The 16,458-nt window shown below is 56.3% G+C and carries 15 protein-coding genes; 12 read left to right on the forward strand and 3 right to left on the reverse strand.

Annotation, left to right across the window (positions count from 1 at the left end; all coding sequences use genetic code 11):
* Positions 1 to 299 precede the first annotated feature (299 nt).
* Positions 300 to 3,659, forward strand: a complete 3,360-nt coding sequence (locus FKM52_RS05555; protein WP_181407894.1) for a glycosyltransferase — start codon at positions 300 to 302, stop codon at positions 3,657 to 3,659.
* A 41-nt stretch (positions 3,660 to 3,700) separates the two neighbouring features.
* Here FKM52_RS05555 and rfbD read toward each other — a convergent pair whose 3' ends face one another.
* The 3 genes from rfbD to rfbA are packed head-to-tail and all read right to left on the reverse strand — an operon-like array spanning position 3,701 to position 5,981.
* Positions 3,701 to 4,582, reverse strand: coding sequence for a dTDP-4-dehydrorhamnose reductase (gene rfbD, locus FKM52_RS05560; RefSeq protein WP_141175218.1), 882 nt, complete (start codon positions 4,580 to 4,582; stop codon positions 3,701 to 3,703).
* Positions 4,567 to 5,115, reverse strand: coding sequence for a dTDP-4-dehydrorhamnose 3,5-epimerase (rfbC, locus tag FKM52_RS05565; protein WP_141175219.1), 549 nt, complete (start codon positions 5,113 to 5,115; stop codon positions 4,567 to 4,569). Before rfbC ends, rfbD begins: the two co-directional genes overlap by 16 nt.
* Positions 5,112 to 5,981: a glucose-1-phosphate thymidylyltransferase RfbA gene (gene rfbA / locus FKM52_RS05570; RefSeq protein ID WP_141175220.1), complete on the reverse strand. Its 870-nt coding sequence runs from the start codon at positions 5,979 to 5,981 to the stop codon at positions 5,112 to 5,114. Before rfbA ends, rfbC begins: the two co-directional genes overlap by 4 nt.
* Before the next feature lie 454 nt (positions 5,982 to 6,435).
* Here rfbA and FKM52_RS05575 point away from each other — a divergent pair, with 454 nt between their 5' ends.
* From FKM52_RS05575 to FKM52_RS05625, 11 genes are all read left to right on the forward strand, one after another.
* Positions 6,436 to 7,158: an RNA polymerase sigma factor FliA gene (locus tag FKM52_RS05575; protein ID WP_141175221.1), complete on the forward strand. Its 723-nt coding sequence runs from the start codon at positions 6,436 to 6,438 to the stop codon at positions 7,156 to 7,158.
* A gap of 47 nt (positions 7,159 to 7,205) precedes the next feature.
* On the forward strand, positions 7,206 to 7,709 hold the full coding sequence (gene fliZ, locus FKM52_RS05580) for a flagella biosynthesis regulatory protein FliZ (protein WP_141175222.1): 504 nt from the start codon (positions 7,206 to 7,208) through the stop codon (positions 7,707 to 7,709).
* Positions 7,710 to 7,857: 148 nt separating this feature from the next.
* Positions 7,858 to 8,844, forward strand: a complete 987-nt coding sequence (locus FKM52_RS05585; protein WP_141175223.1) for a D-cysteine desulfhydrase — start codon at positions 7,858 to 7,860, stop codon at positions 8,842 to 8,844.
* 157 nt (positions 8,845 to 9,001) lie between these two features.
* The gene (gene tcyJ / locus FKM52_RS05590; protein WP_141175224.1) at positions 9,002 to 9,802 is read left to right on the forward strand and encodes a cystine ABC transporter substrate-binding protein; all 801 of its coding nucleotides are present in this window, start codon (positions 9,002 to 9,004) and stop codon (positions 9,800 to 9,802) included.
* Positions 9,802 to 10,470 (forward strand): cystine ABC transporter permease, encoded by a 669-nt coding sequence (gene tcyL / locus FKM52_RS05595; RefSeq protein ID WP_141175225.1) that lies wholly within the window; start codon positions 9,802 to 9,804, stop codon positions 10,468 to 10,470. The genes tcyJ and tcyL overlap by 1 nt, the downstream gene beginning before the upstream one ends.
* Positions 10,467 to 11,219, forward strand: coding sequence for an L-cystine ABC transporter ATP-binding protein TcyN (gene tcyN, locus FKM52_RS05600; RefSeq protein WP_141175226.1), 753 nt, complete (start codon positions 10,467 to 10,469; stop codon positions 11,217 to 11,219). The genes tcyL and tcyN overlap by 4 nt, the downstream gene beginning before the upstream one ends.
* 227 nt (positions 11,220 to 11,446) lie before the next feature.
* Positions 11,447 to 12,520, forward strand: coding sequence for an acyltransferase family protein (locus tag FKM52_RS05605; RefSeq protein ID WP_141175227.1), 1,074 nt, complete (start codon positions 11,447 to 11,449; stop codon positions 12,518 to 12,520).
* A gap of 909 nt (positions 12,521 to 13,429) precedes the next feature.
* Positions 13,430 to 13,690, forward strand: a complete 261-nt coding sequence (locus FKM52_RS05610) for an acyl carrier protein (RefSeq protein ID WP_181407895.1) — start codon at positions 13,430 to 13,432, stop codon at positions 13,688 to 13,690.
* The gene (locus FKM52_RS05615; protein WP_141175229.1) at positions 13,687 to 14,937 is read left to right on the forward strand and encodes a beta-ketoacyl-[acyl-carrier-protein] synthase family protein; all 1,251 of its coding nucleotides are present in this window, start codon (positions 13,687 to 13,689) and stop codon (positions 14,935 to 14,937) included. The genes FKM52_RS05610 and FKM52_RS05615 overlap by 4 nt, the downstream gene beginning before the upstream one ends.
* Positions 14,927 to 15,712 carry a MaoC/PaaZ C-terminal domain-containing protein gene (locus FKM52_RS05620; RefSeq protein ID WP_141175230.1) on the forward strand — a complete coding sequence of 262 codons (786 nt, stop codon included), beginning with the start codon at positions 14,927 to 14,929 and terminating at the stop codon, positions 15,710 to 15,712. Before FKM52_RS05615 ends, FKM52_RS05620 begins: the two co-directional genes overlap by 11 nt.
* A 4-nt stretch (positions 15,713 to 15,716) precedes the next feature.
* The gene (locus tag FKM52_RS05625; protein ID WP_141175231.1) at positions 15,717 to 16,457 is read left to right on the forward strand and encodes an SDR family oxidoreductase; all 741 of its coding nucleotides are present in this window, start codon (positions 15,717 to 15,719) and stop codon (positions 16,455 to 16,457) included.
* Position 16,458 lies beyond the last annotated feature (1 nt).

Below are 16,458 nucleotides of genomic sequence, written 5' to 3' on the forward strand. Positions count from 1 at the left end.
GCCCTTGCGGAAGCGAAGGCCGGCGCGCAAAGACGCCATAAAGGCTTCCCTGCCGGCTCGTCCCGCGCCGTCCGTGGCGCGGGACGCTTTGCTTACCGGCGCGTCGCTTCCGCTTTTTCAGTAACGTGCCTTTGCTCCCGCGTTTAGTCTGAGGCCCTCCCCATGAGGGCTTTTTTTATGGCAAAAAAAACGTCGTAACCACCGCGCTGTTTCACGCTTTGTTTAGCTGTGCTCATCGGAAAATAGGGAGAGGTATATTCAGCCGCTGCGTATCCGTGCGGCGTCATATGGCGGAAAAGATGAAAAAGATTTTAATCAGTGCCGATGCACTGGATAGCTTTAATGAACAGTCCAGCTATATCGTAACGGCGATTGGGGCGCTTATTGCGGCCGGTTATCAGACTGAACTGGCGACCTGGCGCTGTAGCCACGGCGTGCAGCAGGCGCTGGCCCGTTACCGTCAGGCAGGCCAGCTTCAGCTGACGCTGGGTGAAAGGGAGCAGCCGGAGGAAGAGTACCATGCGGTGCTGGTATTTAAAGGCTATCTCAGCGCCGCGTTAATTACGCAGCTGGAACAAAACACGCTGCAAACGCGCTTTATCTTCCACCATTTCGGTTACAGCAGGCTGTGTGAAACCGAGCTGGATAGCGCGCTGGAAAACCAGCTGGCCAGCCAGGTGTTCGCCTGGACGCCCTGGGTTGCTGAGTGCCTGCTCGCGGAAGGGATCGATCCTGCGCGGCTGCAAACGCTCTGTTTTTCGCTTCCCGATGCGCCGCCGCAGCAGGCCGTTTCGTCGCGTGACACGGTAACGTCGGCTCTGGACGACGGGCCGCGCCAGGCTGATGAAGCGCAGGCGACGCTGGACGCACGGGCAAACGAGGCGCTGCCCCGGCTGCTGGCGGCGCTGGCGGAACCGCCGCGTCAAATTGCGCCATTAAGCGAGGATGCGCTGCGTCAGCTTGCGCTACACAGCAAAATCTGTATCGGTAACCTTGAAGATGATTACAACATTGAAAAGTGGCTCCAGCAGCGCAGCCCCAGCGTCACGCGTGAAAATATTCTGAAGAGTTTCCTTGCCGCCGCCGACAACGGCCGTATCGGCGTGTTGATTCTGGACGGCGATAATGACCGCGTGGCGCTGGAACGTAGTCTGGATTCGCTGGCGCAGCAGCGGCTGCCGGCGCAGGTAATTTGCGTTGCCGATCCTGACGGACGCTGGCGGCACGCCGCGCTGGCGCCGCAGATCAATCTGCTGCCGCATGATAACCGCACCAGCCTCAATTTGCTGGCGCAGAGCGGAGCGCTGGAGTGGCTGCTGGTAATGCCCGCAGGCTGGCGGCTGCTGCCGCATGCGCTGCTTACCTTTGCTGAATATCATCTGCGTGCGCCGCAGACCCGCGCCTTCTACTGCGATGAAATTTACTATCAGAGCAGGGAGCAACAGCAGATCGTGCTGCGTCCCGGCTGTAACCTCGATCTGCTGCGCAGCTTTCCCTATGCGGGTGCGGTGCTGTCGCTGGATATGCGCGCGGCGCAGGCGGCAGGCGGCAGCGAGAGCGATTGGGCGCCGCTGGCGCACTACGATCTGGCGTGGAAGTTTATCGAGAGCGAAGGGATGCAGGCGCTTGCCGCTATTCCTGAAGTATTGGTGGAAGCGCCGCTGGCGTTTAACCACTGGAAGCGTCAGCCCGCGCTGCTGGCGGCGGCGCAGCATAATCTGACGCGCCACTATCAACGTTTTGGCCTGGCGGCGACGGTAGTCAGCGATGAGGCTCAGGGGATCTGCCGCACCCGCTATCCGCTGGATGAGAGCGCGGCGGTGACGGTGATTATCCCCAGCAAAGATAATGCCGCGCTGCTGAAAAACGCCATCGAAAGTCTGGCAGAGCATACCCGCTGGCGGCAGCTGGAAATTATCGTGGTGGATAACGGATCGACTGAGGAAGAGGCGGTCAGCTATCTGGCGCAGCTGCGGACGCTGGAGCCTGGCACGCTGCGCGTGATCGATTATCCCGCCGCCTTTAACTATGCGGCGATGATTAACCTGGCGGCAACGCAGGCGCGCGGCAGCTATCTGCTGCTGCTTGATAATGACTGCGAGGTGCAGGATCCCGCCTGGCTGGCGACGCTGATGAGCATCGCTCAGCGGCCGGAGGTGGGCGCGGTGGGGCCGAAGCTCTGCTTTCGTGACGGACGGGTACAGCATGGCGGCTATCTGACCGGCATTCAGCGCGGCGTGGTTAATCCTTTTGAGTTCAGCGCCGCCGACGAGGCAGGCTATCTGCACTATCTCAGCGTCACCCATAATGTCTCGGCGGTTTCCGGCTCCTGCCTGCTAACCCGCACCGCCTTATTCCATGAGGCGGGCGGGCTGGATGAAGAGGCCTTCGCGCTGTTTTACGCCGATGTCGATTACTGCCTGAAGCTGCAGGCGAACGGCTATGTGGTCAGCTGGACGCCGGAGTGCAGCGTACTGCATATGGGCGGCGCGACGCTGCTGCTGACGCAGGAGAAAGCCGCGGCCGCGCTGGCGCAGGAGGAGGCGCAGCAGCGGCTGTTAGCGAAATGGCGTCACGCGTTGACTCAGGACAGACGCTATCATCCGCTGATGGCGAAATATGGCGAACCGTTCACCGTTTCCGAACAGATGGCGCGCATTTTTCCGTCGCTGCCGGGGCGTCCGCTGCCGCGCTTTATGGCGGCGCATTCCGGCTGGTACGGCTGCGGCAACCACCGCGTGATTCAGCCCTGGAAAGCGCTGGAGGAGAATGTCTTTACTGAAGGCGGGCTGTACTGCGGCGCGCCGAAGGCGCTGGAAGTGGCGGAGATGCAGCCGGACGCCATTCTGTTGCAGCTGCCCTCCGGCGTCGGCTTTCCCGATTTGATGCGGCAGTACCGCCAGCAGTGCGCTGCGCGTATTATCGTTGAATATGATGACTTTTTGCCTAATCTGCCGGTAAAAAGCGCCTTAAAGCACAAGTTTCCACAGCATATCGTCAAAGCGCTGCGCCGCGTAATGGAGCAGGCGGATCGGGTGGTGGTTTCGACCTGGCCGCTGGCGGAAGCGTATGCCGATTTCCATCACGATATTCGCGTGGCGCAGAACCGGCTGGCGATCGATCAGTGGGGCGCGCTAATGAGCCAGCGCCGTACCGGTAAAAAAATTCGCGTCGGCTGGGCGGGCGGCGGCAGCCATACCGGCGATCTGGAGATTATTCGTCCGCTGATCCAGGCGCTGCAGGATGAGGTGGAGTGGGTGTTTATGGGCATGAAGCCGGAAGGCGTGCGCTGCGAATTCCATACCGGCGTGCCTTTCGATCTCTACCCGGAAAAGCTCGCCAGCCTGAACCTCGATCTGGCGCTGGTGCCGCTGGAGATTAACCACTTCAACGTCTGCAAAAGCAACCTGCGGCTGCTGGAGATTGGCGCCTGCGGCGTGCCGATTATCGCCACGCGCATTGAGCCTTACCAGTGCGGCTTGCCGGTTACCCTGGTGGATAACCGCTTTAAAGCGTGGATGTCCGCGATCCGTATGCACCTTGCCGATATGGAGATGACGGCAAAAATGGGCGACGCGCTGCGGGCGGCGGTGCACCAGCACTGGATGCTGCGTGCCGAGGGGCTGGAGGAATGGCGTCACGCCTGGCTGGCGGAGTAAGGCTTCAGCGCCGCTCCTGAGGAACGGCGCCGTGGCTGCCTTTAAATGACGTTGGGATAGCGCGCGTTTTCCTGAATCAGCAGCTCCGCCAGCCTGCTCAGGGCGCGCTGCCAGTCGCCGGGGGCGGCATCGGCCTGGCGCAGGCTGCCCAGCACCGCGCTGGCGGGACGCGGCGCCGCCTGCGGATAGTGGCGGCTGCTGACAGGCTGCAGGCGGGAAAGCGCCGGATTGCCGGTCAGCGCCTGGAAATGGCCGAATATCGTCTGGGCAAATTCATACCAGCTTACCGCCTTATCGCCGCTGTAGTGGTAAATGCCTGCCGCCGTGGCATCGGACGCCAGGCGAATCATCATCGCCGCCAGATCGCCGGCATAGGTTGGGCAGCCTCGCTGATCGTCGACCACGCGGATCGTCTCCTGGCTCTGTGCCAGGCGCAGCATGGTTTTCACAAAATTGCCGCCATATTCGCTGAACACCCAGGAGCTGCGGATCACAATCGCCTGCGGCAGCATCGCCTGTACGCGCTTTTCACCCTCCCACTTGCTCAGGCCGTAAAAGTTAATCGGGCAGGGGAGATCGCTCTCGCTGTAGGGCGCGCTGCGGCCGCCGTCGAAAACGTAATCGGTAGAGATATGGATCAGCTGCGCGCCTGCTTCACGCGCCGCCCGCGCCAGATTTTCCGGCCCCAGCGCGTTGACCTTCATCGCCCGGATGCGATCGATCTCCGCCTTATCGACGGCGGTATAGGCGGCGGCGTTCATAATTACCTGCGGACGAAAGCGCCGTACGATGCGATCCACCGCCGGGCGATCGGTAATATCCAGTTCCGCCGAACCGCAGGCGAGCATCACCCAGCCGGCGGGAAAACGATCCAGCAGGCAGCGGCCCAGCTGACCATAGGCGCCGGTTAACAGTATGCGCATGGCATCAACTCCGTCAGAAGTAATCCCTGTTGATCTTTTTCCGACAGCAGCGGCGCGGCAACCGGCCAGTCGATATGGATGGTCGGGTCGTTCCAGCGCAGGCAAACCTCATCCTGCGGCTGATAGTAGTCGGTACATTTATATTCAAAATCCGCCACGGCCGAGAGCACCACAAAGCCGTGCGCCAGGCCGGGCGGGATCCAGAACTGGCGCTTATTCTCTTCCGACAGAATGACGCCCTGCCACTGGCCGAAGGTTGGCGATGCGGGGCGAATATCCACGGCGACGTCAAACACTTCGCCGCGCACTACGCGCACCAGCTTGCCCTGCGGGCGGGTTTTTTGATAGTGCAGCCCGCGCAGCACGTGGCGGGCGGAGCGGGAGTAGTTATCCTGAACGAACTCCGCCTCGATATTCAGCAGCTGCTGATAGCGGCGTTTTTCAAAGGTTTCCAGGAAGAAGCCGCGCGCGTCGCCGTAGACCGCAGGCTCGATAATTTTGACATCCTCAATGCGCGTAGCGATAACTTTCATGGGTCCACCAGAAGCTGATGCAGATAGGCGCCATATTGCGTTTTGCCGAGATCGCGCGCTCGTTCGCGTAGCGCCGCAGCGCTCAGCCAGCCCTTGCGCCAGGCGATCTCTTCCAGGCAGGCCACCTTAAAACCCTGGCGCTTCTCAATGGTATGAATAAAGTGCGAGGCTTCCAGCAGGCTGTCGTGCGTGCCGGTATCCAGCCAGGCGAAGCCGCGGCCCAGCAGCTCTACCGACAGCAGGCCATCCTCCAGATACATTTGATTCAGGGTGGTGATCTCCAGTTCGCCGCGCGCCGAGGGCTTGATCTCTCTGGCCATCGCGCACGCGTGGCGGTCGTAGAAATAGAGGCCGGTAACCGCGTAGTTTGATTTGGGCTGTGCGGGTTTCTCCTCCAGCGAAATGGCCTGCATCCGGTGGTTAAACTCCACCACCCCGAAGCGCTCCGGGTCCATAACCTGATAGCCGAACACCGTGGCGCCGTGGTTGCGGACGCTGACCTCTTCCAGTTTTTTCGCAAAGCTCTGGCCAAAGAAGATGTTGTCGCCCAGCACCAGCGCGCAGCGGTCGCCCGCCAGAAAATCCTCGCCGATGATAAACGCCTGCGCCAGCCCTTCAGGCCTGGGCTGCACGGCGAACTGCAGCCGAATGCCGAACTGCCCGCCATCGCCCAGCAGCCGCCGGAAAGCCGGAAGATCTTCCGGCGTGGTGATAACCAGAATCTCGTTAATGCCCGCCAGCATCAGCACGGAGAGCGGATAGTAGATCATCGGTTTGTCATACACCGGCAGCAGCTGTTTGGATACGCCGCAGGTGACCGGATGCAGCCGGGAGCCCGTGCCTCCGGCGAGTACGATACCTTTCATACAGAGTCTCGATGTAGCAATAAACAGGGGCCTTTCAGGGCATGGGCTAAAGATTACGCCTCGCCTGATTCGGCAATGGCGCAAATAAAGAGGCAAAGCAGAGGCTTTATTGCGGATAACGGCGCACGGCTAAGGAAAAGCGGCGGGCGGCCGATAATCAGGCAAAACCGGGGGCTGACGCGCCAGGCGCAGCCCTGGGCGCTGTTGCAATTTTCGGCGTACCGCTTAAGCAAAGCGTGCGTTTTCGCGCGGCAGGCGCCTGCGACAGCCGGCGCGCGGCTAAAATCTTTTCCGGCGTCGCCCGCGCGGAAGATGTGATCTTAACGGCGTTGCGCCGATAGTGGTCACACACATTTTCGAAATAACCCGTCTTTTTTATCCCTATTCCGCCAATCGATCACCCTACAGAACCGGATAATCATGCCGATAACGTAACTAACGCAGGGTAGTCAAAGTGAACGATCTCTATACCGCCGACGGCGTGATGGATAAGCATTCGCTGTGGCAGCGATATGTACCGCTGGTACGCCATGAGGCGTTGCGCCTGCAGGTGCGGCTGCCCGCAAGTGTTGAGCTGGACGATTTACTGCAGGCCGGAGGCATTGGGCTGCTGAATGCCGTGGAGCGTTACGATGCGCTCCAGGGCACTGCCTTTACCACCTACGCCGTACAGCGCATTCGCGGCGCCATGCTGGATGAGCTGCGCAGCCGCGACTGGGCGCCGCGCAGCGTGCGTCGTAACGCACGCGAGGTGGCGAGCGCCATGCACCAGTGCGAACAGATGCTGGGGCGGGCCGCATCGGAGCAGGAGGTCGCTAAGCAGCTCAATGTTTCGCTGGAGGAGTACCGTCAGATTTTGCTGGATACCAATAACAGCCAGCTTTTCTCCTACGACGAATATCGCGAAGAGCATGGCGACAGTGCGGAACTGGTGACGGAAGGGCATGAAGACGCTAACCCGCTGCACCAGCTGATGGAAGGGAATCTGCGTGAACGCGTCATTGAAGCGATCGAGGCGCTGCCCGAACGCGAAAAAATGGTGCTGACACTGTATTACCAGGAAGAGCTGAACCTGAAAGAGATTGGCGCCGTGTTAGAGGTGGGCGAGTCCCGCGTCAGCCAGCTGCACAGTCAGGCGATCAAACGCCTGCGCGCCCGGTTAACGGGAGCGCGCTGACAGCGTTAGCTCTCGCTTTCGAGGACATATAACCGGGGGTCTCCTCAATGGGAACCAAACTAAAAACGAGGCCATTAAGCCGTTATCTTAAAGATTATAAACACAGCCAAAGTAATTGCTCGCACTGCGGTAAAGTTCTCGACAGAATGGCGTTGGTCTTTCGCGGACAGATTATCAATAAAGAAGCTATTTCCCGGATGGACCAGCCGATTGACGATCAGGTCTGGCTTAAATTACAAAATGAACTGACCGCGCTGTGTCGGTTTTGCAGCGATATTTATTGTAATACCCATCCCAACTATTTTGACATTATGGCGTTTAAACAGTACCTGTTTGAACAGACCGAAATGAGCCACAGCACCATCCGCGAATATGTGGTTCGCCTGCGTCGTCTGGACGATATGCTGTCGGCGAAAAACTATCCGGCGGAAAAATTACGCGGCGGCAGCTGGCACGAATGTCTGGAGCATGATTTACCGGACGCCGGCAATAATAATTATCGTATCGCCCTGCGCAAATACGATCAGTTTTTAGGCTGGCAGCGTAACTAGGCGTCAGGCACGGGTGGGATTTCATCCGTGCCGCGCTGATTTTTCTGCAAGCGCGCTAAATCAACGCGCTGTCGCACCAACTGCCCATAGATCGCCGCCGCAACTTCTGCAACACTGTAGCCATCAACCTGTGCGCGTGGAGGCTGCCTTGTCCCTGTCTAACCTTAACCAATTTCCCCGTCTTGAGCTGATCGGCGCGCCGACGCCGCTGGAACATTTGCCGCGTCTTTCTGACTACCTGGGACGCGATATCTTTATCAAGCGTGACGATGTCACGCCGCTGGCGCTCGGCGGCAACAAGCTGCGCAAACTGGAATTTCTGGCGGCGGACGCGCTGCGCGAAGGGGCGGACGTGCTGATTACCGCCGGGGCGATTCAGTCCAACCACGTAAGGCAAACCGCGGCGGTAGCGGCGAAGCTGGGGCTGAAGTGCCTGGCGCTGCTGGAAAACCCGATCGCTACCCAGGCGGAAAACTATCTCAGCAACGGCAACCGTCTGCTGCTCGATCTGTTCGATTGTGAAGTGGAAATGGTAGAAGCGCTGCATGCTCCGGCGCAGCAGCTGGAAGAGGCGCGTATCCGGCTGGAGGCGCAGGGATTCCGGCCTTATGTCGTGCCGGTGGGCGGATCGAACGCGCTGGGGGCGCTGGGCTACGCCGCCTGCGCGCAGGAGATCGCCCATCAAAGCGAAGGCGTGGTGGATTTCGCCGCCGTGGTGGTAGCCTCCGGCAGCGCCGGCACCCACGCCGGGCTGGCGGTGGGTCTGGAGGCGCTGCTGCCCGATAGCGAACTGGTTGGCGTGACGGTGTCACGTAAGGCGGCCGATCAGCTGCCGCTGGTGCAGACGCTGCGACAAAATCTGGACGGGCTGCTGCACAGCGACAGCCGCGCCGACATTACTCTCTGGGATGACTATTTCGCGCCGCGTTACGGCATGCCGAATGAAGAAGGTATGGAAGCGGTAAAACTGCTGGCGCGGCTGGAGGGCATCCTGCTCGATCCGGTCTATACCGGCAAAGCGATGGCGGGACTGATCGACGGCATCAGCCGGCAGCGTTTCCGCCGCGAAGGGCCGCTGCTGTTTGTGCATACCGGCGGCGCGCCGGCGTTATTTGCTTATTATCCTTCCGTCTAATCGAAAAGGCGAAAAGAGTTTATAATCAGTCTGTTTTATCGTCTTTTGCCGCCGACGCGCTCTGCGGCGAAAGCAGTTAGCCTGATCGCCTGGCTTTGCCTGTCGGCGTCGCGCCGGCAGGCAGTTTGCACACAATCCAACAATAAACGGGGTTAATATGATCTTCTCTCAGGTACGTCGTCAGCTGGTGCTGGGCGTCATGGCGGTGGCGCTGGTGGCTGGCGTCAATATGAAAACCTTTGCGGCGGAAAATCTGCTGAGCAAGGTTAAAGAGCGCGGCAGCCTGCTGGTGGGGCTGGAGGGCACCTATCCGCCGTTCAGCTTCCAGGATGAGCGCGGCAAACTGACCGGCTTTGAGGTAGAGTTCGCCGAGGCGCTGGCGCAGCACCTTGGCGTAAAGGCCAGCCTGAAGCCGACCAAGTGGGACGGGATGCTGGCCTCGCTGGATTCGAAGCGCATCGACGTAGTGATCAATCAGGTGACCATCTCTGACCAGCGCAAGAAAAAATATGACTTCTCCACGCCCTATACCGTTTCCGGCATCCAGGCGCTGACCCGCAAAGATAAAGAGGGCAGCATCAGCAAAGCGCAGGATCTGGCGGGTAAAAAAGTGGGCGTCGGCCTCGGCACTAACTATGAAGAGTGGCTGCGCGCTAACGTGCAGGGCGTAGATATCCGTACCTACGATGACGATCCGACCAAATATCAGGATCTGCGTTCCGGCCGTCTTGACGCCATCCTGGTCGATCGCCTGGCGGCGCTGGATCTGGTGAAAAAAACCGGCAACACTATGGCGGCAGCCGGTCCGGCGTTCTCGCGTCAGGAAGCGGGCGTAGCGCTGCGTAAGGGCAACGAGGATCTGCTGAGCGCCATTAATCAGGCGATTGCGGAGATGCAGAAAGATGGCTCGCTGAACAAAATTTCTGACAAATGGTTTGGCGCGGACGTCACTAAATAATGCAAGAGAGTATCCAACTGGTGCTGGATTCAGCACCTTTTTTATTGAAGGGCGCGGTTTTCACCTTACAGCTCAGCATCGGCGGCATGTTCTTCGGGCTGGTGCTGGGCTTTGTGCTGGCGCTGATGCGGCTCTCCGCCTTCTGGCCTGTCGCCTGGCTGGCGCGTATCTATGTCTCGATCTTTCGCGGCACGCCGCTGATCGCTCAGCTGTTTATGATCTACTACGGCCTGCCGCAGTTCGGTATTGAACTCGATCCTATCCCCTCGGCGATGATCGGCCTGTCGCTGAACACCGCGGCCTATGCCTCTGAATCGCTGCGCGGCGCTATCGCCGCTATTGAGCGCGGGCAGTGGGAGGCGGCGGCGAGCATCGGCATGACGCGCTGGCAGACGCTGCGTCGCGTGGTGCTGCCGCAGGCGGCGCGAACCGCACTGCCGCCGTTGGGCAACAGCTTTATCAGCCTGGTGAAAGATACCTCGCTGGCCGCCACCATTCAGGTGCCGGAGCTGTTTCGCCAGGCGCAGCTGATCACCTCGCGCACGCTGGAAGTGTTCACCATGTATCTGGCGGCGTCGCTGATCTACTGGATCATGGCGACGGTGCTGTCGGCGCTGCAAAACCGGCTGGAAGCGTGGGTTAACCGACAGGATCGGGAGGAAAAATGAGCGCCATTGAAGTGAAAAAACTGGTGAAGCAGTTTAACGGTCAGACGGTGCTGCACGGCATCGATCTGGAGGTGGCCTCCGGCGAAGTGGTGGCGATTATCGGTCCCAGCGGTTCGGGCAAAACCACGCTGCTGCGCAGCATCAACCTGCTGGAAGAGCCGAACAGCGGCACCATTAAGGTAGGCGCTATTGAAATCGACGCGGCGCAGTCGCTCAGCAGGCAGAAAGAGCGCGTGCGCCAGCTGCGGCAGCAGGTAGGCTTCGTTTTCCAGAGTTTTAACCTGTTTCCGCACCGCTCGGTGCTGGAAAATATCATCGAAGGCCCGGTGATCGTTAAGGGAGAGCCGAAAGCGGAGGCGATTGCCCGCGCGCGCGCGCTGCTGGAAAAGGTAGGGTTGCAGGGTAAAGAGAACAGCTATCCGCGCCGGCTTTCCGGCGGCCAGCAGCAGCGCGTGGCGATCGCGCGCGCGCTGGCGATGCGCCCGCAGGTAATTCTGTTTGATGAGCCGACTTCGGCGCTGGATCCGGAGCTGGTAGGCGAGGTGTTAAACACCATTCGTTCGCTGGCGCAGGAGAAGCGTACCATGGTAATCGTCACTCACGAGATGAGCTTTGCCCGTGACGTCGCCGATCGCGCCATCTTTATGGATCAGGGGCGGATTGTTGAGCAGGGGCCGGCGAAAGAGCTGTTTGCGCAGCCGCAGCAGGCGCGCACCCGCCAGTTTCTGGAGAAGTTTCTCAGCCAATAGCTGGCCTGGCGTACGCCGGGTTAGTCTTAAATATTATGACGCTATGGGCGTTCGGTAATGCCGAACGCCCGTTTTTATTCGCACCGCTCGCACCTTTTCTTTTTGCCGTCAGGGCCGGTTATTTTTTTTAAGATAAAAGCTACAGCCTTTTGTTTCCTGCAGCGTTAATAATCCTGATCTGGCTGACCAGCCATTTTTTTCCTACCACACAGCAGGAAACAACAGCAATGAACAATAAAAAAAGTGAAGAAATAAGGTGGGTGAACACGCTGAAAGGCGGATGTATCCTGCTGGTTGTATTATACCATGTGGTGCTGCCGGGGTTTGAAGGCACGCTAAAATACCTGACGGCAGGGAGTTTTCCCGCTCATATCTGGATGGCGTTTAATACCGTGCTGTCGCCGCTGCGTATGCCCGCTTTCTTTTTCGTTTCCGGGATGCTGGCGGCGCGCGCAATTAATGATAAACCGTGGCAGGCGGTATTTACCAGCCGGGTAACCAACCTGTTTTATCTCTATATTCTCTGGGGCGTTATTCAGTGGTTTTCAATTTATGGCATCTCCTCGGAAATAACGCATCATCGCATCTCCAGCAATATTAACTCTTCCTATGCCGAATCGCCGCAGGAGTTTGTTTCACTGATGCTGATGGCGATGAGCAGCTCGTGGTATCTCTATGCGCTGGGGCTGTTTTTCCTGTTCGCCAAGCTGTTTCGTCGGCAGCGGCTACCGCTGATTATCACGGCGGTGCTGTTGAACTACGCTGCGGTGGAAAAAATTATTCCCGGCTGGGGGCCGGAAAGCCTGTCGCAATATTTCATCTATTTTATTATGGGCGCTTTCTGGAGCGCGCAGGTAATCGCGCTGAGCGAATGGCGTAAAAGCAACTTCCTGCCCTGGCTGGGGCTGGGCGTGCTGGCGGGGGCGCACCTGCTGCTGGGACTGGAAAAGAACCTGTTTCTCTGCACCTTAACCATTCTCGCCTGTATCGCGCTGTGCCGGACGCTGAATGCCCGCTTTAGCATGACGTGGATGAACTGGATCGGTAAAAATACGCTGCAAATTTACGTGCTGCACCGCATCTTTATTGAATATTTCGGCATGACGGCTATTCTGTTCGCGCTCGATCACCAGCTGTTTAATTCCGCGCTGTTCTCGCTGCTGTGGGCGACGGCCTTCCCGATTGGCATGGTGGCGCTCTGTTCGCTTTGCTCTATCGCAGTATGGAAGCTATTGAACAAGGGGCTGGGGAAATCGCTGTTTATCTATCCGCGCCTGCTGCGTATGAAGTTTGACGTCTGATATGACTGATTAATATTGTCGCGCTAACGGCGCGGCAATATTATGACCATGCGCGACAGTAAATAAATGGGAAATAATAATTAAAAAAGTAAATGTTTTTAACATAGTAAAACGGTTATCCAATTCGCGATAGTTAATATCCAAAAAATTAATAATTCATATTCCTTCCGTACATCTTCCATATTTCCCGTTTTTGAACGGTTGTTTTTTCGAATATTGCGCTTAATTTAGTTATTCGCCTATCAATATCGCATTATTAAACAGAAAAAACGATTAGACATGCGCGGTCTTATTTATCATTATCCAGTCTCTTTGTTAACCAATATTAATATAATGCTGCTTCTTTGATACATCACTGCTTATCTACCTGTAAAGGGTGATATGAAGTTTTTTCTTTCCAGTTACTTATTGGTTTCTCAGTTAACCGCCAGGCGATCAAAATTAAATATATTTTGATATATATGGATAGCGAACTAAATAAGGATGTTTGATCAGTAATAGAATAACCACATGGAAATAAAAACCAGCGGCATGGACGCCGTACAATGCGCGTAACCTTTCCCTGTAAGGGATAAAAGAAAGGACGTTAAAATAAAAGACATTATTCCCGTCTGTGTACCTTCATGCCATCGGTATTTCATTTCCTTAAAACCGGAATTATTTTTCAGGCAATAATTCTGCGCCAGCGTTAATCACGGCAAATGTGGTTCCTGTTCCAGCGATCTGTCCATTCATCGTGCTATCCGTGCGCCGTCAACGACGCGAAAAGAAGATCTCGCTCTGATCTCCAGGCATTTCAGGGCGTTATCGCTATCTTCCGCCAGCCGAAAACAGGCGTTACCGCACCGGGCAGAAGATAGCTTTTATTATGGGTTATACCCCATCTAACTGGCAATGAAAGGAAAGATAATGAGCTTCGAACGTATTATTAAAGAACAGATCGATGAGTTAACCGACTTTGATATTAATAAACTGGTCAGCGATACGCTGATTGAGGATATCGGGCTTGCCAGCCTCGATTTTCTTTCTATTCAGGTCGCCATTAAAAGAGAGCTAAATATCGACGTCGATCTGAATGCGCTGACGGAAGTGCAGCCGCGTACCTACGGCGATCTGTTACAGTTCTTCAAAGAAAAATATGGCGACTGTGCAGTGAGTGGGCGCCCATGAATAGAGTGGTTGTAACAGGTTATGGCGCTATATGTGCGCTGGGAAGTAATGCGCAGGCTATCTGGCAGGGTATTTTAGATAAACGGTTAGGTTATGCGAAACTGGAAGACCCGCCAAAAAATGTCAATGCCCGTTTTTTTGGCAAAATAAATCAGCCGCTGGATACCGGGCGCTTTTCAAAAAGGATCCTGAAAAACACGCCGCGTTTTGCCCAGCTGGCGCTGATCGCCGCTCAGGAGGCGGTAGAGATGGCCTTCAGCGAAGGCGGATCGCCGCAGGATTATTATGCGGATACCGAATGCGGAGCCATCGTTGGCACCGGCTGGGGCGGTTTTGATAACACCGCGGCCAATTACTTCGCCTGGCACGAAGGCACGCCATCTATCCAGAGCTGTTTCCATACCATGCCAGGCATCGCTACCGCAGCGATCGCCATTAACTGGAATCTTAAAGGATATCAGAGCACGCCGGTTGCCGCCTGCGCCACGGGCAGTATTGCCGTTGGCGAGGCGTACGAAATAATTAAAAGCGGCAGGATGAAGATGATGTTGGCCGGGGGGGCGGAAAGCACGCTTACTCCTTTCCCAATGTGGTCAATTGATGTGCTGGGCGCGCTGAGCAAAGAGCAGGAAGATGCGCATAAAGCATGTTGTCCTTTCAGCAAGGAGCGCAGCGGGTTTATCCTAGCGGAGGGCGGCGCGATAATCTGTCTGGAGTCGCGCGAGCACGCTCTTCAAAGAAATGCGCTTATTCTCGGTGAGATTGTGGGCTATGCCAACCATAGCGACGCCTATGTCAATCTTACCGCGCCCGCGCCCGATCTTACCGGCAGGGTTACCACCATTACGCAGGCGCTTAAGCAGGCCGGGTTACCACCCGATCGGATCGATTATATCAACGCCCACGGCACTTCAACGCCGATGAATGATGCCAACGAAACCGAGGTGCTGAAGCAGGTATTCGGTGAGGCGATCTGGCAGATTCCGGTGAGCAGCACCAAATCTTATACCGGTCATCTTATTGCCGCTGCGGGTGCGATAGAAACGCTGTTCTGTATAAAAAGCATTCAGGACAAGATAGTGCCCGCCACGATTAACTATCACACGCCCGATCCACAGTGCGACCTTAATTATGTTCCTAACCATCACCTTTATAACCAGCGGTTAGAGCATGTAATCAACGTAAATTATGGGTTTGGCGGGGCAAACAGCTGCCTGGTCATAAAGGGGCATTCCGATGACGACTAGTTTTTCTCAGGATCAAATAAGCGAATGGGCTTACTTTTCAGGCGATCATAATAAAGTCCACTTTGATGAAGAGATCGCCAAAAAAAATGGTTTAAACGGGGTAATTGTGCAGGGCATGCTGGTGTTACAGGATGCCAAGAAAGCGTTAACCCAGTATATCGGCGGTCCCAGCAGGATAAAGTTTTACCTGAAGGAGCCAGTTTATCGGGATAAAGAAATTATCTACTTAATCTCCAGGAAAAATGATGAGCATCACCTGAAGGTTCACGATATTAATGGCTGCTGCTGTATTACCGGGCGCGCCAGCCCCGAAAAAGGCGAAACCGATATCGTACAGGCTAAACATAATATCGCGATAGATCGTCCTTTCCTGGAAAAGCAGATCCAGCTCTATCAGGCGCTCTACCCGGAGGCGGGTTATAGCTGGATGATTATGGATGCCTTGCTTTTCAGCGTCTGTTTTAAATATCAAAACGGCGATCCTTTTTATGCTAAGGCGCAAAAAATTACCCTTGAACCGGACAAAAGCAAAGTCGTCACCTTTCAGGTCGATCAGGATATTTTCATTACCGAAGATATCCTGACCTACGACTGTGCGGATCTGAACGATCTGACCTTTTATTATGAGGATCAGGACGTTGTGAAAGAGGACTATTCGGTCTATAGCCTGCTTAACTACCAGATTTATCGTCGGGATAAGCTACTGTACCAGGCATCAATGGGCAGTATTACCAGGGCTTTCGAGGCACAAAATCGGGCAATCAACAAACGGTAAAGCAATGACGAACAAAAAATGGATTTTTGTGACGGCGGGCAGCCGTGGCATCGGCGCTGAGATAGTCAGACGGCTGGCTGAAGAAGGCTACAGCGTTATCTTCACCTGGCATACTAATCAGGAGAAGGCCGAGAAGCTGGTGCAATCGCTTGATAACAAGGGGCTTTCCTGTCGCTGCTATTGCTGCGATGTCAGAGATCACGCGGCGGTAAAAGACCTTTGCGAGCGATTATTGCAGGCATTTGGCGCGCCTTTTGGCATCGTGAATAACGCCGGTATCAGCAAAGACAAGCTGCTGATTAATACCGAGGTTAGCGAGTGGCAGGAGGTAATGGATATCAATATTAACTCGGTGTTTTACACCATCCGTAGTCTGCTACCCGCCATGATACAGGCCGGTCAGGGCGCGATTATTAATATCGGCTCGGTGGCCGGGCTGCGAGGCAATGCCGGGCAAAGCGTCTATTCAGCGACCAAAGCCGCCCAGGCGGGGCTGACAAGAAGCTTAGCCAGAGAAGTAGGGCTGTTTCAGATCCGCGTGAACTGCATCGCGCCAGGCCCGATTGAAACCGATATGTTGACCGCGCTGCCGGATAAAAAGCGTAAGGCGCTGACCGGCCAGACGGCGTTAAAGAAATTTGGTCAGCCGGCTGACGTAGCCAACATGGTCTCTTTCTTATTTGGCCCCGGCGGTGAACATATTACCGGGCAAACGCTGGTAATTGATGGCGGTCTCTCTGTTTAAA

This window comes from Mixta tenebrionis, from assembly GCF_006517625.1.
GTDB lineage: Bacteria > Pseudomonadota > Gammaproteobacteria > Enterobacterales > Enterobacteriaceae > Mixta > Mixta tenebrionis.

Excerpts from the sequence above, each read along its gene's own strand:
- rfbC (WP_141175219.1), bottom strand. The coding sequence starts at position 5,115 with ATGAAAGTTATCGCTACGCGCATTGAGGATGTCAAAATTATCGAGCCT.
- FKM52_RS05620 (WP_141175230.1), top strand. The coding sequence starts at position 14,927 with ATGACGACTAGTTTTTCTCAGGATCAAATAAGCGAATGGGCTTACTTT.
- rfbA (WP_141175220.1), bottom strand. The coding sequence starts at position 5,981 with ATGAAAGGTATCGTACTCGCCGGAGGCACGGGCTCCCGGCTGCATCCG.
- fliZ (WP_141175222.1), top strand. The coding sequence starts at position 7,206 with ATGGGAACCAAACTAAAAACGAGGCCATTAAGCCGTTATCTTAAAGAT.
- rfbD (WP_141175218.1), bottom strand. The coding sequence starts at position 4,582 with ATGCGCATACTGTTAACCGGCGCCTATGGTCAGCTGGGCCGCTGCCTG.
- FKM52_RS05625 (WP_141175231.1), top strand. The coding sequence starts at position 15,717 with ATGACGAACAAAAAATGGATTTTTGTGACGGCGGGCAGCCGTGGCATC.
- tcyN (WP_141175226.1), top strand. The coding sequence starts at position 10,467 with ATGAGCGCCATTGAAGTGAAAAAACTGGTGAAGCAGTTTAACGGTCAG.
- tcyL (WP_141175225.1), top strand. The coding sequence starts at position 9,802 with ATGCAAGAGAGTATCCAACTGGTGCTGGATTCAGCACCTTTTTTATTG.
- FKM52_RS05555 (WP_181407894.1), top strand. The coding sequence starts at position 300 with ATGAAAAAGATTTTAATCAGTGCCGATGCACTGGATAGCTTTAATGAA.
- tcyJ (WP_141175224.1), top strand. The coding sequence starts at position 9,002 with ATGATCTTCTCTCAGGTACGTCGTCAGCTGGTGCTGGGCGTCATGGCG.
- FKM52_RS05615 (WP_141175229.1), top strand. The coding sequence starts at position 13,687 with ATGAATAGAGTGGTTGTAACAGGTTATGGCGCTATATGTGCGCTGGGA.
- FKM52_RS05605 (WP_141175227.1), top strand. The coding sequence starts at position 11,447 with ATGAACAATAAAAAAAGTGAAGAAATAAGGTGGGTGAACACGCTGAAA.
- FKM52_RS05610 (WP_181407895.1), top strand. The coding sequence starts at position 13,430 with ATGAGCTTCGAACGTATTATTAAAGAACAGATCGATGAGTTAACCGAC.